Annotated in this window: 27 protein-coding genes and 1 pseudogene; 12 read left to right on the top strand and 16 right to left on the bottom strand. The window is 72.5% G+C overall.

What is annotated here, in order from left to right:
- The first annotated feature begins 271 nt into the window (after positions 1-271).
- Entirely contained in the window at positions 272-1357 is a 1086-nt protein-coding gene (locus ACIQGV_RS09370) for an FG-GAP repeat domain-containing protein (RefSeq protein WP_402492667.1), read from the top strand.
- 585 nt (positions 1358-1942) lie between these two features.
- Here ACIQGV_RS09370 and ACIQGV_RS09365 read toward each other — a convergent pair.
- The 3 genes from ACIQGV_RS09365 to ACIQGV_RS09355 form a co-directional block, all read right to left on the bottom strand.
- Positions 1943-2467, bottom strand: a complete 525-nt coding sequence (locus ACIQGV_RS09365) for a GNAT family N-acetyltransferase (protein ID WP_402492666.1) — start codon at positions 2465-2467, stop codon at positions 1943-1945.
- A 180-nt stretch (positions 2468-2647) separates the two neighbouring features.
- Positions 2648-3319, bottom strand: coding sequence for a zf-HC2 domain-containing protein (locus tag ACIQGV_RS09360; RefSeq protein WP_402492665.1), 672 nt, complete (start codon positions 3317-3319; stop codon positions 2648-2650).
- Positions 3316-3891, bottom strand: coding sequence for an RNA polymerase sigma factor (locus ACIQGV_RS09355; protein WP_402492663.1), 576 nt, complete (start codon positions 3889-3891; stop codon positions 3316-3318). The genes ACIQGV_RS09360 and ACIQGV_RS09355 overlap by 4 nt, the downstream gene beginning before the upstream one ends.
- A gap of 231 nt (positions 3892-4122) precedes the next feature.
- On the opposite strand from ACIQGV_RS09355, the gene ACIQGV_RS09350 reads away from it, so the two are divergent.
- Both ACIQGV_RS09350 and ACIQGV_RS09345 read left to right on the top strand, forming a co-directional pair.
- Entirely contained in the window at positions 4123-4584 is a 462-nt protein-coding gene (locus tag ACIQGV_RS09350; RefSeq protein WP_402492661.1) for a plastocyanin/azurin family copper-binding protein, read from the top strand.
- Positions 4574-5047: a hypothetical protein gene (locus ACIQGV_RS09345; protein ID WP_402492660.1), complete on the top strand. Its 474-nt coding sequence runs from the start codon at positions 4574-4576 to the stop codon at positions 5045-5047. Before ACIQGV_RS09350 ends, ACIQGV_RS09345 begins: the two co-directional genes overlap by 11 nt.
- A gap of 115 nt (positions 5048-5162) precedes the next feature.
- Here ACIQGV_RS09345 and ACIQGV_RS09340 read toward each other — a convergent pair whose 3' ends face one another.
- A complete protein-coding gene (locus tag ACIQGV_RS09340; RefSeq protein WP_402492658.1) occupies positions 5163-5837 on the bottom strand; it encodes a hypothetical protein in 675 nt (224 codons plus the stop codon).
- 125 nt (positions 5838-5962) lie between these two features.
- A pseudogene (locus ACIQGV_RS09335) lies at positions 5963-6169 on the bottom strand (DUF5133 domain-containing protein); the annotation flags it as partial.
- Between the two features lie 273 nt (positions 6170-6442).
- Between ACIQGV_RS09335 and gvpJ the strand changes: the two are divergent.
- Positions 6443-6844, top strand: a complete 402-nt coding sequence (gene gvpJ / locus ACIQGV_RS09330) for a gas vesicle protein GvpJ (protein WP_402492657.1) — start codon at positions 6443-6445, stop codon at positions 6842-6844.
- Positions 6845-7440: 596 nt separating this feature from the next.
- On the opposite strand, the gene ACIQGV_RS09325 is transcribed toward gvpJ, so the two are convergent.
- Positions 7441-8697 (bottom strand): MFS transporter, encoded by a 1257-nt coding sequence (locus tag ACIQGV_RS09325; protein ID WP_402492655.1) that lies wholly within the window; start codon positions 8695-8697, stop codon positions 7441-7443.
- Positions 8698-8710: 13 nt separating this feature from the next.
- Positions 8711-9298 carry an ArsR/SmtB family transcription factor gene (locus ACIQGV_RS09320; RefSeq protein ID WP_402492654.1) on the bottom strand — a complete coding sequence of 196 codons (588 nt, stop codon included), beginning with the start codon at positions 9296-9298 and terminating at the stop codon, positions 8711-8713.
- Between the two features lie 250 nt (positions 9299-9548).
- Here ACIQGV_RS09320 and ACIQGV_RS09315 point away from each other — a divergent pair, with 250 nt between their 5' ends.
- Positions 9549-9944, top strand: a complete 396-nt coding sequence (locus tag ACIQGV_RS09315) for a hypothetical protein (protein WP_402492652.1) — start codon at positions 9549-9551, stop codon at positions 9942-9944.
- An 84-nt stretch (positions 9945-10028) separates the two neighbouring features.
- Here ACIQGV_RS09315 and ACIQGV_RS09310 read toward each other — a convergent pair whose 3' ends face one another.
- The 4 genes from ACIQGV_RS09310 to ACIQGV_RS09295 all read right to left on the bottom strand — a co-directional run bounded on the left by ACIQGV_RS09310 (position 10029) and on the right by ACIQGV_RS09295 (position 14093).
- Entirely contained in the window at positions 10029-10445 is a 417-nt protein-coding gene (locus ACIQGV_RS09310; RefSeq protein WP_402492651.1) for a universal stress protein, read from the bottom strand.
- A 2-nt stretch (positions 10446-10447) separates the two neighbouring features.
- Positions 10448-11944 (bottom strand): APC family permease, encoded by a 1497-nt coding sequence (locus ACIQGV_RS09305; RefSeq protein WP_402492649.1) that lies wholly within the window; start codon positions 11942-11944, stop codon positions 10448-10450.
- Between the two features lie 265 nt (positions 11945-12209).
- Positions 12210-12641: a DUF3224 domain-containing protein gene (locus ACIQGV_RS09300; RefSeq protein WP_402492647.1), complete on the bottom strand. Its 432-nt coding sequence runs from the start codon at positions 12639-12641 to the stop codon at positions 12210-12212.
- 192 nt (positions 12642-12833) lie between these two features.
- Positions 12834-14093, bottom strand: coding sequence for an esterase/lipase family protein (locus ACIQGV_RS09295; RefSeq protein ID WP_402492645.1), 1260 nt, complete (start codon positions 14091-14093; stop codon positions 12834-12836).
- 832 nt (positions 14094-14925) lie between these two features.
- On the opposite strand from ACIQGV_RS09295, the gene ACIQGV_RS09290 reads away from it, so the two are divergent.
- Both ACIQGV_RS09290 and ACIQGV_RS09285 read left to right on the top strand, forming a co-directional pair.
- On the top strand, positions 14926-15252 hold the full coding sequence (locus ACIQGV_RS09290) for a hypothetical protein (RefSeq protein ID WP_402492643.1): 327 nt from the start codon (positions 14926-14928) through the stop codon (positions 15250-15252).
- A 215-nt stretch (positions 15253-15467) separates the two neighbouring features.
- On the top strand, positions 15468-15875 hold the full coding sequence (locus ACIQGV_RS09285) for a hypothetical protein (protein WP_402492641.1): 408 nt from the start codon (positions 15468-15470) through the stop codon (positions 15873-15875).
- Positions 15876-15991: 116 nt separating this feature from the next.
- Here the strand turns inward: ACIQGV_RS09285 and ACIQGV_RS09280 are convergent, their stop codons facing one another.
- Complete coding sequence (locus tag ACIQGV_RS09280) at positions 15992-16330, bottom strand: YciI family protein (RefSeq protein ID WP_402492640.1); 339 nt, start codon at positions 16328-16330, stop codon at positions 15992-15994.
- Positions 16331-16569: 239 nt separating this feature from the next.
- Here ACIQGV_RS09280 and ACIQGV_RS09275 point away from each other — a divergent pair, with 239 nt between their 5' ends.
- Entirely contained in the window at positions 16570-17403 is an 834-nt protein-coding gene (locus ACIQGV_RS09275; protein WP_402492639.1) for a PIG-L family deacetylase, read from the top strand.
- Positions 17404-17525: 122 nt separating this feature from the next.
- On the opposite strand, the gene ACIQGV_RS09270 is transcribed toward ACIQGV_RS09275, so the two are convergent.
- Positions 17526-17939 (bottom strand): hypothetical protein, encoded by a 414-nt coding sequence (locus ACIQGV_RS09270; RefSeq protein ID WP_402492638.1) that lies wholly within the window; start codon positions 17937-17939, stop codon positions 17526-17528.
- A gap of 183 nt (positions 17940-18122) precedes the next feature.
- Here ACIQGV_RS09270 and ACIQGV_RS09265 point away from each other — a divergent pair, with 183 nt between their 5' ends.
- Entirely contained in the window at positions 18123-18695 is a 573-nt protein-coding gene (locus ACIQGV_RS09265; protein WP_402492636.1) for a dihydrofolate reductase family protein, read from the top strand.
- A 255-nt stretch (positions 18696-18950) separates the two neighbouring features.
- Here ACIQGV_RS09265 and ACIQGV_RS09260 read toward each other — a convergent pair whose 3' ends face one another.
- Both ACIQGV_RS09260 and ACIQGV_RS09255 read right to left on the bottom strand, forming a co-directional pair.
- Complete coding sequence (locus ACIQGV_RS09260) at positions 18951-19742, bottom strand: DUF4239 domain-containing protein (protein ID WP_402492635.1); 792 nt, start codon at positions 19740-19742, stop codon at positions 18951-18953.
- Between the two features lie 246 nt (positions 19743-19988).
- Positions 19989-20558, bottom strand: coding sequence for a hypothetical protein (locus tag ACIQGV_RS09255; protein WP_402492634.1), 570 nt, complete (start codon positions 20556-20558; stop codon positions 19989-19991).
- Positions 20559-20657: 99 nt separating this feature from the next.
- Here ACIQGV_RS09255 and ACIQGV_RS09250 point away from each other — a divergent pair, with 99 nt between their 5' ends.
- A complete protein-coding gene (locus tag ACIQGV_RS09250) occupies positions 20658-22610 on the top strand; it encodes an SMI1/KNR4 family protein (RefSeq protein ID WP_402492632.1) in 1953 nt (650 codons plus the stop codon).
- 352 nt (positions 22611-22962) lie between these two features.
- Here ACIQGV_RS09250 and ACIQGV_RS09245 read toward each other — a convergent pair whose 3' ends face one another.
- On the bottom strand, positions 22963-23865 hold the full coding sequence (locus ACIQGV_RS09245) for an LLM class flavin-dependent oxidoreductase (protein WP_402492631.1): 903 nt from the start codon (positions 23863-23865) through the stop codon (positions 22963-22965).
- Positions 23866-24020: 155 nt separating this feature from the next.
- On the opposite strand from ACIQGV_RS09245, the gene ACIQGV_RS09240 reads away from it, so the two are divergent.
- Positions 24021-24788, top strand: coding sequence for an SDR family NAD(P)-dependent oxidoreductase (locus ACIQGV_RS09240; protein ID WP_402492629.1), 768 nt, complete (start codon positions 24021-24023; stop codon positions 24786-24788).
- A gap of 26 nt (positions 24789-24814) precedes the next feature.
- Positions 24815-25186 carry a MerR family transcriptional regulator gene (locus tag ACIQGV_RS09235; RefSeq protein WP_402493182.1) on the top strand — a complete coding sequence of 124 codons (372 nt, stop codon included), beginning with the start codon at positions 24815-24817 and terminating at the stop codon, positions 25184-25186.
- The last annotated feature ends 1169 nt before the right edge of the window (positions 25187-26355 follow it).

Below are 26355 nucleotides of genomic sequence, written 5' to 3'. Positions count from 1 at the left end.
TCCCGCGGACTACGCATCCGGAGGAACCAGGTACCTCACATTCGCGATGGTGACCCCCTGACCGAAGAATCATTTCTTCGGAAGCTGTCCCTGCTTTCCGGTGTGGAGGAATGCGGAATTTCCGTTCACCGGAAGGAACGCCTGATCGAATACCGAGTGCTCCATCGACGGTATTTCTGTCTTCTTGTCCTGGACGGGCTCGGATTGCCCGTGCGAGCCTGTGACCCGGTTCCCGCTCGTGGAATCAGGATCATTCTCATCAGGGGGAAAGTTGCGAGAACGACGGATCTGGCGAGCGCTGATCGCCTCCTTCTCCGCCTTTGCGGCCATCGCGACCACGGCGTTCGTGAGCGGCACCGCCCACGCGGACGTGGTGGAGCGTCCCTACGGATTCAGCAGTGTCAGCGGCGACTTCAACGGCGACGGCAGGGACGACGTCGCGACGTTCACCAGGGGCACTGCGGCTGATGTGTATGTGGCGCTGAGCAACGGCCGCCGATTCGTGGGTACGGGGGTGAAATGGCACGACTACTTCGCCGCCGGCCGGGAAAAGCCTCTCGTCGGGGATTTCAACGGTGACGGCAGGGACGACATCGCCACCTTCACCGGCGGTTCAGCGGCTGATGTGTACGTGGCGCTGAGCAACGGCCGCCGATTCGTGGGCACCGGCGTGAAGTGGCACGACTACTTCGCCGCCGGCAGCGAGATCCCGGCCGTGGGGGATTTCAACGGAGACGGCAAGGACGACATCGCCACCTTCACCAGGGGCCGGGCGGCTGATGTGTATGTGGCGCTCAGCAACGGCGGCAGGTTCGTGGGCACGGGCGTGAAGTGGCACGACTACTTCGCCGCCGGCAACGAGGTACCCTCCGTGGGTGATTTCAACGGAGACGGCCGCGCCGACCTGGTGACGTTCACCCGAGGACCGGCCGCCGACGTCTACGTGGCGCTCAGCAACGGCCGCCGGTTCCTGGGGACCGGCGTGAAGTGGCACGACTACTTCGCCGCCGGGGCCGAGGCCCCTTCCGTGGGTGATTTCAACGGAGACGGCCGCGCCGACGTGGTGACGTTCACCAGGGGCCGGGCGGCTGATGTGTATGTGGCGCTGAGCAACGGCGGCAGGTTCGTGGGCACCGGCGTGAAGTGGCACGACTACTTCGCCGCCGGCAACGAGGTACCCGGCACCGGTGATTTCAGCGGCGACGGCAAGGACGACGTCGTCACCTTCACCCGAGGACCGGCCGCCGACGTCTACGCGGCCGTGAGCAACGGCGGCAGGTTCGTGGGCACGGGCGTGAAGTGGCACGACTACTTCGCCGCCGGCAACGAGGTACCCCTGGGCGGGACCTACTGGTGAGCCCGGGCGAGAGGCCCCGGGCGGCCCGGGCCTGAGAAGCCGCCCCCGGCCTCCGCCGTGAGGGAGACGTCGTCCGGCTCCGGCCCCCGGCACACCGCCGGGGGCCGGAGCCGGTGAAGGCCCGTGTTCCACGAGCCGGTCCGGAGCCCGCGCAGAGCCCGGCAGCGGTGCGGCCGAGACCGGCGCGGCTCCGTCCTTCCCCGGCTCCCCACGGCGACCGCCCCGGCCGCCCGGCTCCGGACAGGACCGCTCGGACAGGGTCTGCGGTGCGGCGCCGCTCTTCCGGTTTCCCCCGGTGAGCCGGCCCGGCATCATGACGACGGTGCCGGCGACGAGGATCGCGGAGCCGATCAGCGTTCCCGACGCCCGGATACCGGCATCGCCGGGCACGAGTACCGAAGACCAGCTGCCGGCACAGCGCGAAGGCCACCGCCGGCCGACCCCGGCCGTGGATCCGCGGGGCGCGGATGTGGCGCCGCTGCGTGGGGAAGCACCCAGCCGCGGGTGCTCGCCGCCACGCCGGAGGCGGCGGCGAGCAGTGGCCTTCCGCCGGCCCCCGACCGTCACCGCGGGAACCGGCGACGCCTACCCGCCGTGAACCGGCACCGCCTTCTCCAGCAGGGTGAACGACTTGGGGGCGCCGCCCGGCTGGGGTTTGCCCGCCTTGTGGCCGACGACCCGGTAGCCCGCGCTCAGGTAGTACCCGTTCAGGCGCGCGTTGCCGGCCAGGCAGTCCAGGCGCACCAACTCCCGCCCCGCAGCGGCCACACGGCGCTCGGCGGCCTGGAGCAGCAGCCGCCCCGTCCCCGGCGGGGTGCTCCTGCGGTCCACCATCAGGCGGTGGACGTAACCGGCCACCGGCGGCTGCGGCCCCCAGGCGTCCTCGTCCGTCCACCACAGCTCCCAGGCCCCGGCCGGACGGCCGTCGGCCTCCGCGAGCCAGACCTCTCCGCTCGTCATGACGCGGCGGAAGTGGTCCTCGTCCAGTTCGCCCGGCTGCCACTGGCCGGTGACGCCCTGAGCGAGCATCCAGCGAGCGGCGTCGTCACGCAGACGGACGACGGAGGCCAGGTCGGCGTCGGTGGCGAGGCGGAAGCGTATGCCGTTCACGTCGCGATCTTCGCACGGAGGCGAACCGTCCCGGCCCTGCGGGCCGTGCGGGCATGCACACGTCTTCGCCCGTCCCCGCCCGGGAGTTCCCACGGCGGCGGACGGCTGAGGGCCCGCCCCACGAGCCGGCGCCGGGTGCCGGGCCCGGGACAGCCCCTGCGCCCGTCGGCCCGCGGGGGCTCAGCTCTGCGGGAAGCGCGCCGTGGCGAGAACGCTCCCGTCCGCGGCCACCAGACGAACGCCGGTCACCGTCCCCGGACCGGCCCCGGCCGGTCCTCCCCAGTGCCCCCGGCCGCCCTCGAGCGGGAACGAGCCCACCGGGTCCGTCGACCCGTCGGCGTGCACGAGCAGACACCGCACCCGGCCCCGGCCGGCTCCGCCGAGGTCGACGGACATGTACACCCAGCCCTCGTCGCCGGCGTGCGCGTAGACATGGCCCACCTCGTGGCCGTCCGCGACCAGGGCCGCCTCCCGTACTTCTTCCGTGGCGCGCTGCGAGGCCGTCAGGGGAGCGTCCTCGACCGCCGCGCCGATGGCCCATCCCCCGAAGCCGCAGGCCACGGCCGTGGCCACGGACGCCGCCGCCAGCCGCAGCCGGTGCCCTCGGCGCCTGGGCGCGGGGGCCGCGCCCAGCGCCGCAGCGACCCGGCTCTCGAAACCGACCGGCGGCTCGACGCCCGGCAGCAGCGCGAGCAGACCGTCGCCGACCGCGGTCAGCCGCTCGACCTGCTCACGGCAGTCGGGGCAGTGGTCGAGATGGGCGACCGCCCCGGCCCGCTCGCGGGCGGGCAGCACCCCGAGCGCCAGCTCGGCGGCGAGCTCCCGCACCTGGTCGCACTCCACTCCGCTCACCGCCTCTCCTCCGCCTCGAGGAGGGCTCGCACCTTGAGCGTTCCGGTCCGGATCCGGGTCTTCGCCGTGCCCAGCGGAACGTCCTCGGCGGCCGCGACCTCCCGTGCCGTCATCCCGTAGATCCCTGCCATCACCAGTGCCCGTGCCTGCTCTTGGGGCAGCGCCGCCACCGCCCGCCGGACCCGCTCCGCGCTGTCGTCGGCGAGCGCCCGCCGCTCAGGGGTCTCGGTCACGATGCCGAGCAGCGCGTCCAGGTCCTCCGAGGCGACCGGACTCGCCCGCCGGGCCCGCGCCACGTCGATCGCCAGGTTGTGCGCGATGGCGGTCAGCCAGGCCCGCACCGAGCCGCGCCGGGGGTCGTACACCTGCGCGTGCCGCCACGCCCGCTCGAAGGTCTGCTGCGCGACGTCCTCGGCGAGCTGGGGGTCGCCGAGCACCGCGAGGGCCACACCGAAGACGGTGCGCTGGAAACGGCGCACGAACGCGACGGCGAGCTCCGGATCACTCGTCGTCAGACCGGCGAGCAGTGTCTCGTCGGGCGGCCGCCCGCGGGAAACACCCATGCGCCACATGACAGGAATACGTTCCGCGGCCCGAAAGGGATTGCCCCGACCCGACTGGATCCGGCCGGATCGCCTCACGTCGATTCTCCTCCCGCTTCCGGCCGTGCGGGCCCGGGACAGGAGCCTCGTGGGGCGGGATCCTCCGGGACGGGATCGGGCGGGCCGTGATCCCGCACGCCGCAATCCCTCGGGGCGGCAGCGCCGTACCCCTTGCAGGGGGACGATCCGGAGGACCGAATCATGACCATCCCGTCCAGCCGCCGTCATGTGCTTCTCGGTGTGACCGCCGCCGGTGGCCTGACCGCCTTGCTCGTCGCCTGCGGGGGCGGCAGCGGCGGCGGGGCCACGGCCCGGACCTCGGCGGACAACGCCTCCTCGGCGACCCAGGTCACCGCGAAGCTGACCGACTTCCACATCCAGCTCCCGAAGGACACGTTCCCGTCCGGCCGCTACACCTTCACCGCGCAGAACATGGGCCGTCACCTCCACGCGCTCGAAATCGAGGGCGCCGGCGGCGAGCACCGCACCAAGACGCTGCAGCCGGGGCGGTCCACGACCCTCACGGTGACGCTGAAGCCGGGTTCGTACCAGGTCTACTGCCCGGTCGGCGGTCACAAGGACCTCGGCATGAAGACGAAGATCAGCGTCGGTCGGGCCCCGGCGCCGGCCGACCGCACGACCTCTCCGGACCATGGCTACTGAGCGGGCGGCCGCGACGCTCGTCCTGCGCCTGGCCGGCACGGGCCTGACGGCGGCGGCGGCCGCGATCCATCTGCGGCTGTGGGCCGAGGGCTACCGGGACCTCGCCGTCATCGGCCCGCTCTTCCTGCTCGACGGCGTCGTGGGCGTCCTGCTCGCCGCGGCGTTGCTGGTCACGCCCGTGCGCCGGCTCGGCCCGGTCGCCGCCCTCACCGCGCTGTTCACGGCCGGCGCGCTGGGCGCGCTGTTCCTGAGCCTCACCACGGGGCTGTTCGGCTTCTACGAGGCGGTCGACGCGGAGCTGGTCCTTCCCACGCTGTACCTGGAGACGGCCGGAACGGCCGTCCTGGTCACCCTGGTGGCGTTCACCCTCCGTCCGCGCGGGCGCGGTGAGCGCCACCGGCACCGTCATCCGCGAGGTCGTGGACGGACCCGCTCGCACGGAGCCGCCCGAGCGGGGTCCTGAGCGGGCGGAGGCGCCGGGACACCGTCCCGCCGCCTCCGTCCTGTCCTCGGGCCGGGTCCCCCGGACCGGACCGGATCCCGGCAGGGGCCGACGCCGGCGGGCGGGTCCCGGTCGGTCACGGACGAGAAGTGCGCGGTGCCACGGTCACCGGGCGTCCGGCGACTGCGGCGGCTGCGAGTCTTCGCACATCCAGCCGGTCACCGTCGAAGAACTCCCGCGGCAGCACCGCTGCCGCGGCCTCGGCTTCCGGGCCGCCGTCCGTGCGCAGGACCCTCGTCGCCGCGGACGGCTCCGTTCCGCCGCCGATGTACGTCCGGGCTTCGCGGATCTCCAGTTGCAGCCACGTGCTCACCGAGGACGGACCCTCCACGGACAGGAGACCGGCTTCGTACAGGTCGGTGACCAGCAGGTTGTCGACGCGCAGTGCGCCGGCGACGAACAGGACGCACTCGCTCGTGCACAACAGGTTCTCCGCCGCGACGGACCCGGTGACGCACAGCGTCGGGTAGTGCCCCTCGTTGGAGAAGTGCAGTGTTCCCTCGACGGTCAGGTCGCCGTCGATCACATGGACCGCTTCCACGTCCTCGTGCGGGCCGACGTCGTCGATGCCGCAGCCGACAGCCGCGCCGCCGGCGACGAGCAGGTCGCCGGAGTGGACGAAGACGTGCGCCGGCTCCTCGCCGAACAGGGCGTCGAACTCGAGGTCCGGGCCGGCCAGGAACGGATGGCGCCGCACCGCCTCCTCCCAGGGGACGGTCTCCCAATCGGTCGTCAGCCGGCTGAACAGCATCGGTCCCCCCAGGGCTCGCGGTCGCGGGGAGGGATCATACTGACCGGGGATTTCAGCTCGGTGCCGCCGAGAGAGCCCGGCCCCGGGAAGCGTCCCGGCATCCACGCCGACGGCTGACGGCCTCCCCGGCCGGCCGTGAGCCGCCTGAGCATCGTGTCTGCCCCGACCAGGGCCTCGGCGGCGGTGCGGGCTCCCGTGATCGCGCAGAGCGTGTACGTGGCCTCTTCGAGGGCACAGCTGGTGCGGCCCGTGGGAAGCACGTCGTGCTCGATGCGCGCGGCGGCGAACCGGGCCAGTGCGGCACGCAACGCCTTCTCGGCCGGAGTGATCATGGTCGGTCCTCTCTCACGGAACACGGCCCGCACGCCGTGCCGTCCCCAGGAGGAGGACCGGGCGGTGCCGGACGGATTCCCGACTGCCCCGCGGTGAACGGCTCACGCCTGAAGGTCCCGGCCGTGGCGTACCGCTCTCGTTTGAAGCCGCGGGGGCGGGCTACTCGCGCCAGAACGTGTCCTCGGCGCACCCACGCAGCGGAAACGCCGGTCCGCCGCGAGGAAAGGGCAGGCCGGCACGTCCACACAGGTGAGGGCAAGGGGCTGGTGACGATGAGCGTGGCGACGCGGCAGGGCGGTGGCGGCGGAGGCAGCAGCGGCCTCTACGACGTCCTCGAACTCGTTCTCGACCGGGGGCTGGTGATCGACGCGTTCGTCCGGGTCTCCCTGGTCGGCATCGAGATCATCAAGATCGACGTGCGGGTCGTGGTCGCCAGTGTGGACACCTACCTGCGCTTCGCGGAGGCATGCAACCGTCTCGACCTGGAGTCGGGGCCGCGCAAGCCGGCCGGTCTGACCGAGCTGCCCGGGAGGCTCACGGAGTCCGGCGCCCACGGAAAGACCAAGGGGGTGCTGTCCGGCGCCGCGGAAGCCATCGGCGACGCCGTACGGCAGGCCCGTGAGGAGGGGCCGGGCAGGCAGGGCGCTGCCCGGCGGCGCAACGGCGGGCGCTGAGAACCTGTGGCATGACGCGCCACCTGCGCGGCGTGGTCCAGCCGGCCGGACCGGCCCGTCCCGAACGGTGCCGGAACGGCCCGACACGCTGGACGACCGTCCGCCCGGCCGGGGCCGCTGCCCGAGCGACGGGGCGTGACACGCCCGGCCGGACGAGCGGACCGGACACAGATCCGTCGTCCCTCGCACGGGAGATCGCGGATGTCGTGGACTGCCCGGCACGCCTTCGGTCGCAGGCGGGCCGGGAGGCGAGTCCGCGGCTGTCGCCGCACCGGCTGCGGGCGCCGCGGATCCTGGAGGCGGCCGGTCTGCTGCAGCGTGAGCTGCATCCGCACAAGCGGCGTGAGGTGCGGCTGGACCTCACGCGACGGGGGCGGCAGGTGCTGGGCGAGGTGACGGCGTGCGGGTCGCGCTCGCTCGCCGAGGTCCTCGCGGCCATGGGGCCCGCCGAGTGTGAGGCGCTGGGCCGGGCGTCTTCCGGCGGGCAGGCGCCTCGGCCTTCCGTAGGAGCGTCCGGGTCGAAAGGGCGCCGCAGACCGTGGGGTCCGGGCCGGGCCGCGGACAGGGACCGCCGGAACACGTCGGCGCATCCGGGGTCAGTGGGGCAGCTCGGCGCGGCGCAGGTCGCGGACGCACAGGGCGACGACCCCTCCGAGCCCGCACACGGCCGCGCTGACCACGAAGACGGGGCCGGTGCCCCAGAGGCCGACGGCCACGGCGGACAGCGGCATGGTCAGAGGGGCGAGGCCGAGGCTGACCAGGCTCGCGACGGAGGTGACACGGCCCAGGTACGCCGGGTCGGACCGGGTCTGGAGCAGGGCACCGCACAGGGCACCGCTGAGCCCCGCGAGCAGGCCGATCAGCAGGGCCACCGCGACGGCCGCGGCGACCCGGGGCACGAACGCCAGGGAGCCGATGGCCACGCATCCGGCGAGGATGGCGATCCCGGCGACCCGCCCGGCGTGCGGCACCCGGCCCCGGACGGCGAGCAGCAGCGCGGCGAGACCCGCGCCGACACCGAACCCGGCGAGCACCGCGCCCATCCCGGAGGCGCCCCAGCCGCGTTCCCGGGCCAGCAGGGTCAGTCCCACGTTGAGCGGGCCGACGAAGCCGAGGTCGCCGAGGGCGATGGCCACCATGAGCGGGGCGAGGACACGGTGTCCGCGGATGTAGCGCAGGCCGTCCCGCAGGTCCCGCCAGGGCGTGCGGTGCGCCGGGTCCGCGCTGTCGTCCGGGGGCAGGTCACGCACCTGGACGGCCATCAGCAGCGGCACCGAGACGGCGATCAGCAGACCGGCCAGCCCGAACGCGGCGGCCGCACCGCCCAGGGCCACGCCGAGGCCGCCGAGCGGGGCGCCGACCACGCTCGCGAAACGCAGGGCGAGCCCGCGCATGCCCTGCACCCGGGCGAGCTGGTCCCTGCCGGTGATGCGTGCCGGAAGAGCACCCACGGCAGGCATGAACACCGCGTCCACACACCCGAAGACGAAGGCCAGCAACGCGAGCGCCCCCAGGCTGGGCCCGGCCAGGAACAGGAGCGCGGCCACACCCAGCGCGGCCGCACAGCGCACGCTGTCGCTGCCGATGACGACCCGGCGCGGTCCGAGCCGGTCGACGACCACTCCCCCGCCGAGCATCAGCAGCGCCCTCGGGACAGCGCTCACCGACATCACCAGACCGGCCTGCGCGGGTGTCCCCGCCTGGACCGCGGCCCAGGACAGGGCGAGGTAGTAGACGTTGTCCCCGAGGGCCGAGGACGCGTACGCGCCGAGCCAGCGCAGGACGTGCGGGTCCCGGTGGGCGGGGCGGCCGGGGGCCGACTGCTGTACGACAGGTGCGGACACGGCGGTCACGGCAGAGCCTTCCTCAGACGCGGAACGGGAATCCGTACACGTGCAGCGCGACGTTCTCGCGCCCTTCGGTCTCACCGGTGGCCTCCCGGGCGCGCGCCCGGTCGTCGTGCCGCTTGACGACGTCGAGGAGTTCCTTCTTCAGCTCGGCCAGTTCGGCGGCGGTCAGCCGCAGCAGGGACTCCGAGTCGGAGGCGGCGTCGTTCCAGGCGCTGCCCCAGCGGGCGCGTTCGTCGAGATAGGCGCGGTGCATCTCAAAGCGCTGGTCCTGGAAGAGCCGGGACGCCGCGAGATGCGCGGCGGCCTTCTCGGGCGCGTCCCGGAAGTCCTCGTCCCGGACGGTGACGCCGGCCGTGGCGGGCTGCCACCAGCGCTCCCGGGCGTCTCCGCTGCGCGGCTCGGCCTCCTCGACCAGTCCGTGCTCGGCGAGCTTGCGCAGGTGGTAACTGACCAGGGAGACGGCCTCGTCGACCTGCCCGGCGAGCTGTGAGGCGGTCGCCGCGCCGGCCACGAACAGCAGCCTGTACAGCTTCATGCGCAGCGGATGGGCGAGGGCTTTGAGCGTGCCCAGATCGGTGACGCGGCGGTTCTCCTTCTCCGTCATGCACCGACCGTAGATACGAAAGAGAAATTGCACAACAGATTTTGCGCAACAAAAATTTCCTATCTTCCGTACGAGAGCGCGCACTTCGGCTCCCCGGCGGCCGCCCCGACCCTCAACAGGTGTCCCGGCTCCGCAGGTTGCTGCCGTGGAGCGAAGCGTGAAACTCGGTGGCCGCCTTGTTCGGCCTGCCGGTACCGTCGGGCCCCCGGCGGCCGCATCGGCGGTCCGCCTCGTCCAGGAGCGATCCCCCGTGACCAGTCGGCAAGCGACGACGACCCTGTGGCGTCCCACCGGCCCCGGGGAACTGGAGCTGGTGCGTGAGCTGGACTGGCGCGCCTGGCCGCCCCGGCTTCCCGGGCAGCCGATCTTCTACCCGGTTCTCGACGAGGACTACGCCGTCAGGATCGCGCGGGACTGGAACGTCCGGCACGACGGCGCCGGCTTCGTCACCCGCTTCGAGGTCGAGTCCGCCTTCCTGCGCAGGTACCCGGTCCGGCAGGCGGGCGGGCGGACGATACTGGAACTGTGGGTGCCGGCCGAGGAGCTCGACGAGTTCAACGCTCACATCGTCGGCAGGATCGAGCTGGTTCACGAGTTCCGTCGAGCCGCGGGACGAGGAGCCGAAGAGCCGAGAACACCGAGGTGAGCCGGTGACCGACGACGAGGTCGTGGAGGCGGTGCGTGCCGCAGCCCGGACACGGCCCCTGCCCCCGCCCGCGGGCCGGCCGGATCAGTTCTCTGTGGGCACGCACAGCACCGGAGTGCGGGACAGATGCAGCAGCTTGTGGGGGGTCGATCCCAGCAGCGCTCCCCGCAGGGGACTCTCGCCCCAGCTGCCGACCACGATGAACCTCGCCGCGTGCCGCGACGCGGCGTTGATCAGCGCATCCGCCGGTTTCTGGTCGATGACCTCCACCGTGGTCCGTACTCCGGCCTCGTCGGCCACCCTGACGGCGTGGTCCAGCGCGGCGCGTCCGGCCTCGTGGAGGACCTCGCGATGGGCGGCGGCCTCCTCACCGACGGTGCCGGGCGGCGCCGCTCCGTAGACCAGCACGAGCGGCTCGTCGAACGCGGCCGACACCTCGATGGCGACACGCAGCGCGCGGACCGCGCCCGGGGACTCGTCGTAGCCGAGGACGACCGACATCTTCAGGACTCCTTGTCGCCGTGGACGAGACCGGGGTCGGCCACCTGCGGGCGTTCCGACCAGAAGGCGGGCGACATCAGACGCCACACGACCATGAGGACCACGCCCGCGGCGGTGATGCCGATCCCGATGACCAGAGGGGGACCGAGCCCGAACCACGAGACACCGCTGTAGGAGTTCGCGGGATCGGCCATGTCGCCGATCGACTCCACCAGCAGCCAGACCAGCAGCGCCGCGCCGACCAGCGGGCCGAGGCCGATGAGGACGAAGTGGTGCACGCTCTCGGTCAGATGGCGGCGGTAGTAGACCGCGCATGCGATGCCGGTGAGGGCGTAGTAGAAGGCGATCAGCAGGGACAGCGCGGTGAGCGAGTCGAACAGGGCGTTCTCGCTGATCTGGCGGACGACGAGGTACCAGGCGATGGCGATGCCCGCGACCCACCATGTGCTCACGTCGGGGGTGCGGAACCGTGGGTCGATGTGCGCGTAGTGCGCGGGCAGCGCGCGGCGGCGTGCCATGGACAGCGCCGTGCGGGAGGCCGGGATGATCGTCGTCTGCGTCGACGCCAGCGCGGAGGTCGAGACCGCGAGCAGGACGACCCAGTCCCAGTTCCCCATCGCCTCGTCGGCGAGCAGGGCGAACACGAACTCCTCCTCCGCGGCGTTCTCGGCCAGGTACTCCGTTCCGGCGTACGCCACGACCGCGACGGCGACCGACACATAGGTCACCAGCAGGATGACCGTCGACCAGACGGCCGCCTTGCCGGGAGCCGTGGCGGAGTCCTCGACCTCCTCGGTGAGGTTGACCGCCGACTCCCAGCCCCAGTAGATGAACACGCCGAGCAGAAGGGCCCCGGTCAGCGACGCGCCGCCGGCCCCGAAGGGGTTCAGCCAGTCCAGGGAGGGGTGGACGGAGTCGAGTGTGCCGGTGTCCGCGTAGACCCGGTACAGGGCCACCACGGCGAAGGCGAGCAGACAGGCGACCTGCGCGAGGATGAGGACGTTCTGGACCTTCGCCGACAGCTCGGTGCCGATGACGCACACGGCCGTCATCACGAGGATGACCAGCACCGTCAGCGACTGGCGCGCGAACTCGTTGTCCGCCCAGCTGTCGAGGCCGAAGGCGAGCAGGGCGAAGGTCACCGCGACGTCCGCCAGGGACCCGACCACCAGGACACCGGTCATCGCGATGGCCCAGCCGCCGAGCCACCCGGCCCATGGGCCCATCGCGCGCGTGACCCACGAGAAGGTCGTGCCGCAGTCCTGGTCGACCTTGTTGAGGTAGTAGAACGCCGAGGCGATCAGCAGCATCGGCACGAACGACGCGACCATCACACCGGGGGCGTAGACACCCACGAGCGCCACGACCGGTCCGATGGCGGCGGCCAGCGAGTACGCCGGGGAGGTGGAGTTGAGGCCGATGACCATCGCGTCGAGGAACCCGATCGCGTCGGCCTTCAACCCGTCGGGCGGGCGTGCGTCCGTGCTTCCTCGGGCCATGCTTCCTCGATTCCTGATCGCGTGTGACCTCATCAAACAGCGCGAGGCTGCGGCTGCCGGGGCGTCGAGGCCACGTCTCAGGAGTAATCACCCGTGTGCCGGTCCGGCGGCGGGCGGGCCGTCCTGGCTCCGACGGCGCTCGGCCTCGTCGTCCGGGGCCGGCCGGAGTCGGCCGGAGGAGAACGACGACGAGGCAGGCGGGCCGAACGGCGAGTTCGGCCCGCCTGCCTCGTCGTGCGGGCGTCGGACGGTCGGGGGATCCCGGTCAGTCGGCCGACGGCTCCGTTCGGCCGAGCCGGTAGTCGAACCAGATGCGATGGGTGCCGTCGGCGTCGACGGTCAGGCCGCCGGCTCCGGAGATTCCCGCCAGCTCGCCGGTGCCGCTCGAGGGCACGACGGTGAAGAACTCCGCAGTGCGGTCGCTGCCGGACGTGGTTGCCGAGTGCACGAAGTTGAAGGAACCCCTCCGGCCGTGCAGCAAGCCCTCGAACGACTCCATGGCCACATAGGTGCCCACACCCGTCGCCTGGTCGAACGCGGCGGTGAACAAGGTCGCCGAGCGCCCGGCGACCTCCCCCTCGAAGTGCTTCTCCATCGTCGCGACACCGACCGGCAGCCGAGTGGGCACAGCCGGCGGCTCCGGCTTCAACTCCGTGGGGACGAACGCTTTGACGGTGAACGTTCCAGCAGCTCTCATGCGTCGACCGTACCGAGCCGGTCTGACAACGAAGGGCTCGTTCCGACGCGACCGGCATCGGCTCCTGCACCCGGCTCGCACCCGGTTCCCGGCAGGGCGGCCCCGGAGCGGCAGGGCGTTCCCCGCGGGGCACGGAAGTGCCCGCTCGGGGTGGGCGGGCTTCGGGTCGGCGCGGCCCGCCCACCCCGACGGTCACGAGGCCGAGACGATCTCGTTCACGATCCACGCGCCGAGTTCTTCGGTCATGGCGGTGTGGCCCTCGTTGCGGCCGGCGCACAGGAAGGCGTCGAGTGCGCTGTGCTCCGGTGCGATCGGCTGGTAGAGCGCCTTCGGGTCGTCGATGTCATGCACGTCGACGGCGCTGATGCTGGGGATGAAGCAGGACGTGGCGATGACGCCCGGGTCCACGGTGTTGCCGAGGAGACCCATGAGAAGGGCGGCCAGGCCGAAGCTGCCGGTGTCGCCCGCGGGGGACGGCACGCTGAACAGGCCCCCTGGGGCACCGTCGATGTCGGGCAGCCCGCTGGTGCGGATCTGCGTCGGCTCCTCACCGGTCTTCTGGAGGCCGGCGACCACCTGGTCCCCCTGCGCCTGGGTCTTGAGCCATGTGTCGTGCAGCGTCTCACCGTCGCACCTCACCGCGGTCACCCCGGCCTCGACGCCGTTGCCGGTGCCGGTGTCCACGCCGTTGGCGACGCCGATCCTGCGGACGTTGCGCGGCCATCCGCCGACCTCGTCGAGGGCCTTGAGGAACGCCACCCGCTCCGGTGCCTGTGCGGGGGTGTCGTCGGCCTTCTCGATGTGCCACCGTGCCATCTGCTTCGCGGCGGGGCTGTTGAGCAGCCCGGAGAACTGGCGCAGGACGGGGCCCACGCCGGGAGCGTCTCCCCACTTGTCCGTCGCGTAGTGCGTGAACGCCTGGAGGGCGACGGGGAACCATGCGCCCTGGTGGGGAGTGTCGTAGGAGAGGTAGAGGGCCGTCTCGTGGTCGGGAAGACCGGGATCCTGCTCCATCCTGGCGAGGGCGTAGCGGGTGACCAGCCCTCCCATGCTGAAGCCGCCCACGACCAGCTTCGAACGGCCCACCCGCTCGCTGAGGGTTCGGTTGATGCATTCGATGACGGTGTCGGCGTTGTCCGTGATCGACGCCGTACGGTCGGTGTAGCCGAGGATGATCACGTCCCGGCCGGTCGCGTGGAGTTCGGAGATGAAGCGGAAGTCGCCGTTCTCCTCCAGGCCGTGCCAGAGCTGGTCGAGGTCGCTCGACCCGTTCGAGAAGCCGTCGGAGAGGATGACGGGCCTGATGAGCTGGCGTCGGTTCAGGGGGCTGTAGTAGACCCAGGCCGTTCCACCGGCGAGGGCCCATTCTTCGTGCGGTTCCGGCGCGGGGGGATACGAGGAGCGGACCCCCGGGGCGACCGGGCCCCAGACGTCAACGACAGATGTGGACATGCTCGGCTGACTCCTTGCGTGCGTCACGATTTCGCGGGCATGACCGGCCACGGGCATCGCGCTACGGGATCGCTGTCACTCGGCCGCGCTGTCACACTCCGCATGCATATGACCACGGTATGCGAGAGGGGGGTTTCCCGCCCTCCGGCGCCGCCCCTCGCCCCGTCACGACCACAGGGGTGGATGTGCCTGCGTCCGGAGAACCCGGCCGCCCCTCAGGAACAGCCTTCGAACGACGGCCCACGCGGGCTCCGGGCCGGATCCCGGCGGCCTCGCCCGAAGCACGCCCTCGCCGCGGGAACGCAGGAGCACTCGCCCCGGACGCATGCCGCGGCACCGTCGGCGGGCAGGCCGCCGATCCGACCCGGGCCACGTCCGGGGCGGTCGCCGCCGGGGCCGCACCGCCGCCGGGCGCACCGGCCCCCGGACCGGGTTCGCCGGAGCCGCCCGAGGACGAGTGCGGGGCGCGACTGCCGCCGTCCAGCGGCAACAGGCTCATGCGGCGCGGCGATGAATCCGCGGGCACCCGCGGGTCTGTCTCTTGACGGAGACCACCGACTCACCGGGAGCAGACCGACGGCACGCCCGCCACGGGAGACATGAGCGCCCCCGACCGCGGTGCGGCCGACGGCGGCTGAAGCCGGCCCGCACCTGACGAGTCGGCACCCGGCCCGATGCGCGAGCCGCTCCCCTCCAACTCGCTTGCGGCGCAGGTGATTCCACTTCAACGCACCCGGCATGGCAGCAAATATCCGAATTGAGGACCAGCTTGACGAACACACAGTGAATCCTTAGGTTCGCCTTACCTAACTCCGATCGAAGAGATTCGGCCATGTCCAGATCCCTGCCGTCCTCACTCCCTCAGGACCGCCCGCCCGCGTTCCCCACGGCCCGCGCCGACGTGGTCGCCGACGGAGCCGGCACGGCGCCGTTCCGGGCGGGGATCGCGGTCCGGAGCGGGCAGGGCGAGGCGGGGCGGCACCGAATCGGCTCCACCGCCGAAGCCGCCGGTCCATGGTTCCGGGCCAGGCACGGCCACCGGGGGAAACCGGTCGACCGTGACCCCGCCGAGAACGGGACGCGTCACGCCCCGACGCCGCGCAAGGCGGCCACCACCACGTCCGCAGACAGCGAACCGAAGCCCGAGAGCCGACCGTGACCGACATCTCCCACAGACCCATGGCCGCGGCCGTCTCCCCGCACAGCCGGAGATCCGAGCGATCGCCGTCCGCCGGCGGCCAGGCCCCCGACCACAGCTCGGCCGCTCACACGCCATGGGGGGTTCTCGCCGCGGCAGGACTTCTGAGCTGCGCCGCCCTTGCCGCGGTGTGCTGGCTGTCGAGTCACCTCCACGCAGATCCGACGCTGCAGACCGTGGCCCGCTTTCTGCACCTCGCGTCCCTCGTCGTCGGACTGGGCGCCGTACTCGCCGTGGACTGGTTCGCCGCCCTGTGGCTGCTTGGACGCCGCCGTCTGGCCGACATCCTGGACACCGCGTGCACGCTCCAGGTCCCGATCTGGCTCGGTCTCTTCGGACTGGTGGCCACCGGTTCGTTCCTCCACCCCGATCTGACCTCCGCTCTGACCCAGATCAAGCTCGGACTCGTCCTGGCCATCACCCTCAACGGCCTGTACGCCCACCGGCTCGGTGAGCAGCTCAGCCTGTACCGGACCAGGACAGTGCCACGCGGCCTCCTCGTCCGGTCAGGTGCTGCCGCCACCGTCAGCCAGCTCGGCTGGTGGGGTGCCGGCCTGATCGGCTTCGTCAACAGCCAGTCCTGAACCCGCCCCGGCGGAGCCCTGCGCGGACAGGGACCGGCTGTCCCCGCGGTCTCGCCCTCACCGTGACCGCCGCGTCCGGGTCACGGCTGTCCCTGCCCGCGGCCGGCCGTCCTCGGTCAGGCCGTGGGGTCGGACATGATCTCCCGGACCTCCTGCGCGCAGCGGCACGCGGCAGCGAGCTCGGCGGCCCACTCCAGCGCGTCCTCACGCGAGGGCACATCGATGACCGCGAACCCGCCGAGCACCGCCTTGGTCTCCGGGTACGGGCCGTCGGTGACGGTCCCGTCGACGGCCACGACGCTCGCCCGCTGCCTCTCCAGTCCGCCGCCGAAGACCCACACACCGGCGTCCCGGGCCTTGCGCACCACCTCCAGCGAGGCTTCGGCCACCTCGGGCAGCTCCTCCTCGGGGAAGGTCATCGCGCCGTCGTCGAACGAGATCAGGTATCGCGTCATCCATGGCTCCCTCGGCCGCCTTCGGTCGTCTCCCACCCTACGGCGAGAGCCTCTTTGGGAACCGGCGCTCCCCCGGCTCCCGGAACGTGTCCCCGGGCGTTCCGGTGTGCGGCGGGAACAGCCGGTCCGGCCGCCACCGTTGCACTGATCAAGAGACCGGAACCGACACCGACGAGCGAACGCCCATATGCACCCGCCACGGACCCGGACCGAGGCGTTTCACACAGGAGGACCGCTTCATGAACGACAGGCCCTTGACGCTCATGGCCGTACACGCCCACCCCGACGACGAGGCCACCGGAACAGGAGGCGTCCTCGCGCGGTACGCGGCGGAAGGCATCCGCACGGTCCTCGTGACGTGTACCGACGGCGGTTGCGGTGACGGACCCGGGGGCGTCAAGCCGGGCGACCCCGGACACGATCCGGCGGCCGTCGCCCTGATGCGGCGCCGGGAACTCGAGGCGAGCTGCGAAGTCCTGAAGGTCGGTCACCTGGAGACGCTGGACTACGCGGACTCGGGGATGATGGGCTGGCCGGACAACGACGCCCCCGGGGCCTTCTGGCAGACGCCCGTGGAGGAGGGCGCCGCCCGGCTCGCGGAACTCCTGCGGCGCCACCGGCCCGACGTCGTCGTCACCTACGACGAGAACGGCTTCTACGGCCATCCCGACCACATCCAGGCCAACCGGATCACGATGGCGGCGCTGTCGATGGTCGAACTGACCCCGAAGGTGTACTGGACGACGGCGCCCCGCTCGATGATGCAGCGGTTCGGTGAGGTCATGCGCGAGTTCGGTGCGGACGAGCAGGAGCCGGATCCCGCCCAGGAGGCCGCGATGGCCGAGATCGGACTCCCCGACGACGAGATCACGACCTGGGTGGACACCTCCGCGTTCGGTGGCCAGAAGTTCGACGCGCTCGCCGCTCACGCCAGCCAGGGCGAGAACATCTTCTTCCTCAAGATGGGCCAGGAGAGGTTCACCGAGCTGATGGGCGTCGAGACCTTCGTACGGGTCCGGGACACCACCGGTGCCGCCGTGCCCGAGAACGACCTCTTCGCCGGACTGCGCTGATCCGCCCGTCCGCCCGGGGCCCGAGAGAGATCATGGTGCGAGAACGGCGGCCCTCCCGGTCCGCGTGCGGCCAGGGCCGGCAGGGGCGCTCGCGCGGTGGCGGACGGCAGATCCGGGGATCGTCACTCCTTCGGACCTGCCGGGCCGGCGGCCGCGGCCCGCACGGCGGCTGCCGCCTCCAGCAGGGACCAGCCGTCGATCTCCCTCGCTCCCGGCTCCTCCGGCTGCCACCCGCGGGCCAGTGCCGTGTCGAGGAGGGCTCGGACGGCGCCGGGTTCGTGCAGGTTCAGGGAGGCGCCCCGCACGTACCCCACGTCTCCGGAGCCCAGTGGAGCCCCGCCCGGGACGTACCGGGCGGGGCCCTCGGTGAAGACGATGCGCAGGGGGCCGCGCTCGCCGGCCGGCTGCGGGTGCAGCGTGAGCGTCTCGCGGCAGGTCCGGCCTCCGTCCACCACGCTGTGGCTGTGACGGAGGGTCCACAGATACGTGCGTCCGCCGGCGGTCAGGCGACGGGGCTTCCTCGGATCGCGGGGCACGGGGCCAAGGGTAGACGCCGGGAGCCCGGCCGGGACCGCCGGAAGAGTCAGGGCATGGACCGATGAGTTTCTCCGTGACCGGCGGTCAGAGATCATGGCTGGTGCGACGCGACCGCGGGAGCGGACGCGGCGCGTACGGCCGAAGCCGCTGCACACGGACACGAGAGACCGAGGAATCCTCTGATGCGTACCCTGATCAGCACCGCGTTCATCTCCCTCGACGGCGTCGTGGAGGCCCCGGGCGGCGAGCCCGGATACCGGAACTCCGGCTGGACCTTCAAGCACACGGAGTTCCTGCCCGAGGCGTTCGAGATCAAGGGCCGGGAGCAGAAGGAAGCCGCGGCGATGCTGATGGGCCGGATCAGCTACGAGGCGTTCAGCCCGGTGTGGCCGGACATGGCGGACTTCGCCGACTACAAGGTGATGCCGAAGTACGTCGTCTCCACCACCCTCACCGAGGACGCCCTCGTCCCGAACTGGGGCGAGACGACGATCCTGCGCTCCCTCGACGACGTCGCCGCGCTGAAGCAGACCGAGGGCGGCCCGATCATCGTCCACGGCAGCGCCTCCCTGAACCAGGCCCTCTCGGACGCCGGCCTGATCGACCGCTACCACCTGCTCGTCTTCCCGCTCCTGCTCGGGGCCGGCAAGCGCCTCTTCAGCGCCACCGACAAGGATGTCCAGAAGCTGAAGCTCGTCGAGCACGAGGCGTACGCCAACGGCCTGCAGAAGAACGTCTTCGACGTCGTCCGCTGACACGGCCGCGGCTCCTGCCGCCGGTGCGGACGCCTCGGTGCACGCGAGCACCGAGGACGTCCCGGACCTCAGGCCGGCTCGCCCGCGGGTGCGGGACGGCGGCGGGCGCTCTTCGTCACGGTGCGGGCCGCCGCGCAGGCAACCCGCCGACAGCCTGTGAGAAGAGCGGAGTTGCGCGCCCGGCCGACCGGGCGGGGGTCCCGGTCGCGCCGACGAGGGCCGTGCGGCCGAGGGGGCATGTGCCGTGCCGCCGGTTCACCGGGACCAGTACCGGGCGAGAGCTCCCTCCCGGTACGGGGCGGGACTGACGCTGAGATCACCGGAGAAGGGGCGGTCCAGGACGAAGACCAGCAGCAGACTGAAGCCGACGAGCCCGGCGACCGAGGCGACGAACAGGATCTGGACCCTCAGCTTGCGCAGACCGTAGAGGAACGTCAGGGGGACCAGGACAAGTGCACCGCCGAAGGCCAGGGCCTGGAGCAGCGGGGGCAGTTCCTGGCGTGCCATGGTGATGCGGGCGCGGCGCTGCGAGGCGACGTCGTTGAGATGGGCGACGGCCTCCTCGTAGAAGACCTGCTCGCTCCTGCTCTTCGGGTCGTACTCCTGGAGCGCCTGGAAGGCGGCCCGGAGATGGGACTCCGTGGCCCCGTAGCTGGGGTCCCCCGCGCGCATCCGGGGCCATTGGTCCTCGACGACCGCGTGGACGTATCCGCTCATGGCCGTGTCGAGACGGGCACGCACCGGCGCCGGGAACGCGGCGGCGTCACGGGCGATGAGCGCCGCGTCCGTGGCCTCGGAGGCCACGATGGTCTGGGTGGACTCCAACTGCGTCCACAGGGTGACGATCACGAACGCGAGGATGATCCCGTAGATGGCGCCGAACATCCCCAGCGTCACGCCGACCATGTCGTTGTGCTCTCCGCGGGCCACCGACGGATACCTGCGACGCAGCAGCACGGTCCCGGCGACGGCCAGGAGAACGGTTCCGCCGACGACGACGGCGGCCAGCGTGAAGGTGCTGAACTGGTTGAGGAGCCATAGCGACATGTGCGCGGAGTCTAGGCCGGGCACAACGCCCCCCGGGACCGCGGTTCCATGGGCCGCCAAGGGCGTGCGGGAAGAGGTTCACACCACCGGGTGAAAGCCCCGTCCGTCACACCCCGCGCACGACGGCCGCCCGGCCCTGGACCGCTCCGACAGCCTCTTCACCTGCGCGGCCGACTGCTGCTGCCACCGCCCACGTCGTGCCAGGAGTGTGCCGCCCGCGCCGATGGCGGCCTCCGGCCGCGGGCATCACGGCCGGGGGCCCTGCGGGAGATCGCCTCTCCAAGAGGGCGGCCAGGGCACCGCCTCGGCCACCCGCGCTCCTTGCACACCGAGGCCGGCACGAGCCAGTTCCAGGAAACGCTGCCGTGCCTGCCGGAAATCCTCGTACGCCTGGTCCCAGCCGCCCTGCTCTCTCGTCGGAAGCCCGCGGGCCAGCCATTCCAGATGCCACAGGCAGTGGTTCAGCCTGACAGCGGCCGTGTTCGTCCTGCTGTCCCCGAGCAGCCACACCGTCTCGGCGAGCGCCGAGCGTCTCACTTCGGCCTCCGCCGCTTCGGCGAAAGCCTCGGCGGTGGGCTCCAGCGGTGCGGCCCCGCTCGCAGCGATGCCCTTGGCGACCGCGATGCGCCGGTAGCGGTGCGCGAGTTCCTTCACTGCGTGGGCGTACTCGGCGTACGCGCCGAGCCGACGCTCGTCCCACCGGACGGACACTTCACGACGCCATCGTGTCCTTTCCACGATCATCGTCGCCGCCGTCGACAGGACCGCGCCCAATGCCACGCCGAGCAGAGCCGCGAGCTGACCAGTGAGTCCCATGAGGGTTTCATGGCCCGCCGGCCGGAGCGGCAACCGCGCGCGAGTTCCGCCGGTCGCGGCGGACGGCTGTTGTCAGTGGCGGGTGGCAGCATCGGACGCATGACAGACACCACGGCATTCGACTGGCGGTCCTTCCTGCTCAGATGGAGTGGCGAGTGGGCGGACTCCCTGTCGGACGACGAGACCCGGGGCGAGGACGACGAGACCGCCCGGCAGGCGCGGTGGCTGGGGTTCCCGCCTGCGTCCGACGAGCGGATCGCAGCCATGGAGGAGCGTCTCGGCCGGCGGATGCCCCCGTCCTACCGGGAGTTCTTGAAGGTCAGCGACGGATGGCGGCACGCGGGCGGATTCGTGTGGCTGCTGGCGGGAACCGACGACGCACGCTGGCACGACGACGCGTCGGGCCTCGCGGAGATCTTCGAGGAGTACCTGGACGAGGACGCCGGACCCGAGGAACGGCAGGAGGCGGACCTCTGGCGGCGCGGGCTGCAGCTCGACGTGGAGTCCGACATCACTCACGTCCTCATGGACCCGGAGGATGTCGACGAGCACGGTGAATGGGCCGTGTACACGTGGGCGAGCTGGCGGGCCGCGCCGCCCGAACGGCACGCGAACTTCGTCGAGTTCATGCAGGAGATGCACCGGGAGCTGCACAGCCTGCGGACCCACCGGAGCGACAGGGAGGCCGAGTTCGTCAACGACACGACACAAAGGCTGGACGCCCAGGTCGAGGAGGCCCGGCTGGAGGCGCTGCGCGGCGACTGGGAGCGGGCGGGCAAGGCGCTGGACGAGGCCAAGGGGTACGGCAGGCCGCGGGCCGCCGCACTGGGGGACCAGATACGCTGCCTGCTCGGACAGAGCCACGCGGTGTCCTTCCAGGACCTGGTGACGGACCCGCTCTACACACCCGATCTGCTGCCGCCGCTGGTCGCCGAGCACGCGGCGCACTCCTACCGGGACGACTCCGCACTGATGTCCCCTCTCCAGGGCGCCGACAGCGACCTGGCGTCACTGGCCCACGCGATGCTGGAGCAGATGCGGGGCGGGCGGTACCGGTACACGGCGCCCGGGCCGTTCGGGGAGGCGGTCGAGCGGGCACGGAACCTGGCACGGTGGGGGGACACCGACGGGGCCTGGCGGACGCTGATGGATGCCCTGCCGCTGTGGGAGCCGCTGGGGCCGGACCATCTGGCGCCGCTGGGGTGGGTGGCCGACCCCGTGCTCGGACCACTGCTGACTCCGGAGCGGGGCCGCGAGCTGCTGTCCACGCCGAGGGGCGGGCAGCCGGGCCCGGCACCGAGGCCGACGGCCGGTCTCGACACGGGCGACCTGGCATGGCTCGCGGAGCCGGACCCGGGCAACAACCGCACGTCCTACCGTTTCGTCCTGGTGGAGGGGGTGGAGCCGGAGGAACTGCCCGGGCGTCTCGCGGACGGGGACGCCGCCGTGCTGAGCGAACCCATGACCTTCTGGGAGGCACGCGACAGAGCGTCGGCCGGCCGGACGGAGTTCTCGTCGTACGACGACAGGGCTCTCATGGCGGTCGGCCGGGCCGGCACCGGCTGGAGCTTCGCCTTCGACGGCGAGCCCGCTCCGTTCGACCGGCGGCGGTTCGTCTCCCCGGCCGCGGCCGCCGGCGCGGGCACCCGCGCGGTGGTGGTGTGGAGCGGCCTGAGGGCATGGCACGGCGAGCCGTACTTCCACCTCTCGGTGGCGCGCGACGGCGCCGAGCAGTTCGCGTTCACCTACACGGACGGAGAGGTCCGGCGGAGCGGGGAGATACCGCCGGCGCTGGACCCGGGGCGGTTCTTCGCCGGCCCGAAGGACGACGCCGAAACGGAACGCTCTCTGCTGGAAGCGGTGGCCGGGGAGTTCGGGGTCCATCTGCCGCGCCGTGCCATCGTGACCGGGCGGCTGCACACGTTCGTCACCCGGTCCTGGACGCGGCCGCCGTGGGACGGGGAGACGTACGCGGTGGTCCGTCTGCGTCAGGCGTCCGCACCCCCGGCCGACAGCCCACGGACGGAAGAGGACGGGACGGGGAACCCGTAGGGCCCGGCCGGGCCGCGCGCCTTCCACGGCCGGCCCGGTGCTGCCCGAGGGCACGCGGAGGGCTCGCCGACCCGGGGCGCGTCCGTGCCCCGGAGCGCCGGGGCACGTGTGCGGCGCCGCTCGTGAACCCGAAGGCCCCGGCTCAGCCGCCCCTGCCGGGCTCACGCCCCGACGCACGACCGCCCGTGATGGTCTCCGTCGTCATCCGACGGCGGGCGCCACGACGACGGGCACCACGACGGCGGGGCGGCCGCAGTCCGGCTGCCCCGCCGGCTGCCCCGAGGGGCGGTGCACCGTACAGGGAACGGGCCGGCGAGGTCGCCGCGATCTCGCCGGCCTCGGTCCTTCGGGGTCAGCCCAGTTGTCCGACGGCCTCCGTGGCGATGCGTTCGAACACGCCCGGGTCGGCGGCGAAGTCCGAGTCGGGGATCGGCCAGTGGATCACGATCTCCGTGAAGCCGAGTGCGCGGTGACGGCCGGCGAAGTCGACGAAGGCGTCCACCGACTCCAGGGGGCGGCCCCGGTCGGGGGTGAAGCCGGTCAGAAGGACCTTGTCGAGGTCGGCCACGTCCCGGCCGGTCTCCGCGCACGCCTTGCCGAGCTTCTCGGTCTGGCCGCGCAGGGCCTCCACGGACTGCTCCGGCGTGCCCTCCTCGTACAGCTTCGGGTCACCGGTCGTCACCCACGCCTGCCCGTACCGGGCGGCCAGCCTCAGCCCGCGCGGCCCGGTCGCCGCCACCGCGAAGGGCAGCCGGGGCCGCTGGACGCAGCCGGGGATGTTCCGGGCCTCCTCCGCCGTGTAGAAGTCGCCCCGCTGCGAGACGGCACCCTCGGTGAGGAGCCGGTCGAGCAGCGGCACGAACTCGCCGAAGCGGTCCGCCCGCTCCTTGGGCGTCCACGCCTCCTGCCCGAGCACGGTGGCGTCGAAGCCGTTGCCGCCGGCTCCGATGCCGAGGGTGATCCGTCCGCCGGAGATGTCGTCGAGCGAGATCAGCTCTTTGGCGAGCGTCACCGGGTGCCTGAAATTGGGGGACGTGACGAGGGTCCCCAGGCGCAGGCGGTCCGTGGCCGTGGCGGCGGCGGTGAGGGTGGGCAGGGCGCCGAACCAGGGACCGTCGCGGAAGGTCCGCCAGGAGAGGTGGTCGTAGGTGTACGCGGCGTGGAAACCGAGCTCCTCGGCGCGCTGCCACTTGGCACGGCCTCCCTCGTGCCAGGGGTCGACGGGGAGGATCACGGTGCTCAGGCGCAGACTCATGCCCCCGAGCCTACGTCGGCCCCAAAGGTGTCTCCGCGCGGCTGCGGAGCGTCACGGTCCCACGCGGCGGTCGGAGCCACCGGCGGCGGCGGTCCCGTCCGGTGCAGGACGAGCGGCTTCGGCGTTGACCTTGCCGCCGGCGTCAGGGTTGCACGATGACCGGCATGAACAGCACCCCACCGCAGGACGGCAGGATCGTCGTCGTCACCGGAGCCGGCACCGGTATCGGCCGGGCCACCGCCCGCGCTTTCGCCGCCGAGGGCGCCCGCGTGGTCGCGATCGGACGACGGAGCCGGCCGCTCGAGGAGACGGCGGCCGGGCACGACCGGATCGTACCGCTGCCCGCCGACATCACCGCCGAAGGCGAGCCCGAGCGGATCGCCCGGACCGTCCTGGCGGCTCATGGCCGATGGGACGTGCTGGTCAACAACGCCGGCATCGTGCGCAACGGCGCCCTCGGCACACTGACCCCGGGGATGATCGCGGATCAGCTCGCCACGAACCTCGTCGCTCCCGTCCTGCTGGCCCAGGCCGCGCTGCCCCTTCTGGAGACGTCGGGCGGAGTGATCGTCAACGTCAGTACATCGGTGGGGCAGCGGGCCTGGCCCGGAAGCTCGGTCTACGCGGCGACCAAGACCGCCCTGGAACTGCTGACCCGCAGCTGGGCGGTCGAGCTGGCGCCCCGCGGGGTCCGGGTCGTGGCGGTCGCCCCCGGCGCGATCGACACCCCCATCGGGGAACACCAGGGCCTGACCCCCGAACGGAAGGCCGCGGTGCGGGAGTGGCAGCTGGCCCACACCCCGATGGGCCGGATCGGCCGCCCCGAGGAGGTGGCCTGGGCGATCACCCGGCTCGCGGCACCGGCCGCGTCGTTCGTCACCGGGGTCGTGCTCCCCGTCGACGGCGGAGCCGTCGTGGCGTGATAGGAGTGACCTGGGAGGTGGAACGGATGCGAATCGGTGAACTGGCCAGGGCGACCGGGGTGTCCGCTCGTGCCCTGCGGCACTACGAGCAGGCCGGGCTGATCTCCTCCGAACGGGCCTCCAACGGCTACCGCGTCTACGACGAGCGGGCGGTCGTGCGGGTCCGCAACATCCGTCACCTGCTGTCCGCCGGGCTCACCCTGGACGACGTGCACGTGTTCACCCCGTGCCTGGAAGGGGACGTGGCCGCCGCACCGCCCTCGGAGAAGGGCTTGCGGGTCGCGGCGGCACGGCTCGCGGTCATCGATGCACGGATCGCCGTCCAGACCGAGGTCCGCGACCGGCTCGAAGCCGCGCTCCGGGAGCAGGCCGGCGGCCGGATCGGCCCGCCGGCCTGACCGGACGGTTCATCACCGGCGGCCGGGTGCCGTCCCGGAGACCGGACCGCTGCCGCCGCTCCGGGCGGATCGCTGTGCGCCGCCGAGGACGGCACCGGCACCGCTTTTCGTCTCCCCGAGAGCATGCTCAGCCGGAGAACGGCAAGGCGTACCTCTTCAGCGGAGAGAAGTACGTCCGCGCCGAACCCTCGACCGTCGCCGTCGACAGCGGCTGTTCGTTGACGACCGGGGACACATGGAAAGGGTTCCCCCGACGTTCGCTCCCCGTGACTTCGACGCCGTGCGGATCAACCCGAACCACGCCTGAGAACGTGGGCGTCGTTCCCTGAGGACGATGCCCGCACCCGTCCGGTGCCGGTGACGAGCGACGGCCTTCCGGCGGTCGGCACCTCGTCGACCCCCGTCATGGCGAACGCAGTTCGGCTCATGGCGGCCGCAGTTCGGTGGACCGTGCCGCTCCGGCCCCGAAGGGCGCCGTGCCCGCGGGCGCCCGGCGCAGGAGCCGCTGCGCCGGAACGCCGTTGGGATCGCCCAGGACGGTGGCTGCCCGGTCCGTCCGACGGCCGAAGAACCCCGCGCCGAGCACCGTCCCGACGAGCGGACTCCGAGGCCGGCCGGGCCGGCCGGGGTGGGCGAGTCCGTGTCGCCGAAGGCGGGTCCGGCCCGGGGCAGGGCCGAGGCGGGTCCGGCACCGTTCCAGGGCGGGACCGAGGGCGGCCGACAGCCGTCGGCCGGTTCGCCGCACGGCTGTCGGCACGCCGGTCGCGAGGACCGGCCCGCCGGGACGGCGGGCGACGCCGGCAGCGGCGCGCGGGGTGCGGCACCCGGAAGTCCTGGGGAAGACCGTCGCCGCGCGCGATGCCGTCGGCGGCCCGGCCGACACCCGGTGGGTCGCCCGCGACGGGGTGGTGCCCGCTCCCGGCGAGCAGCAGGCCACCGACGGCGCCGACGGTGTCCCGGGCGGCCGTGGTGGTGCGGATCTCTTCGCCGTCCGGCGCCTGGGGACCGGCGAGTCGCGGTGGGGCAGCCGGCAGGGGACGCGCCGACCGGCCGGTCCGGGCGGGCGTCGTCGGGCCGGTCCGGGCGGGCGTCGTCGGGCCGGTCCGGGCGGGCGTCGTCGGGCCGGTCCGGGCGGGCGTCGTCGGGCCGGTCCGGGCGGGCGTCGTCGG

The organism is Streptomyces sp. NPDC093094 (assembly GCF_044754345.1).
Classification (GTDB): Bacteria; Actinomycetota; Actinomycetes; order Streptomycetales; family Streptomycetaceae; genus Streptomyces.
Note: the sequence above shows the minus strand (reverse complement) of the source record. Positions and strands in the feature narration are given on the sequence as shown.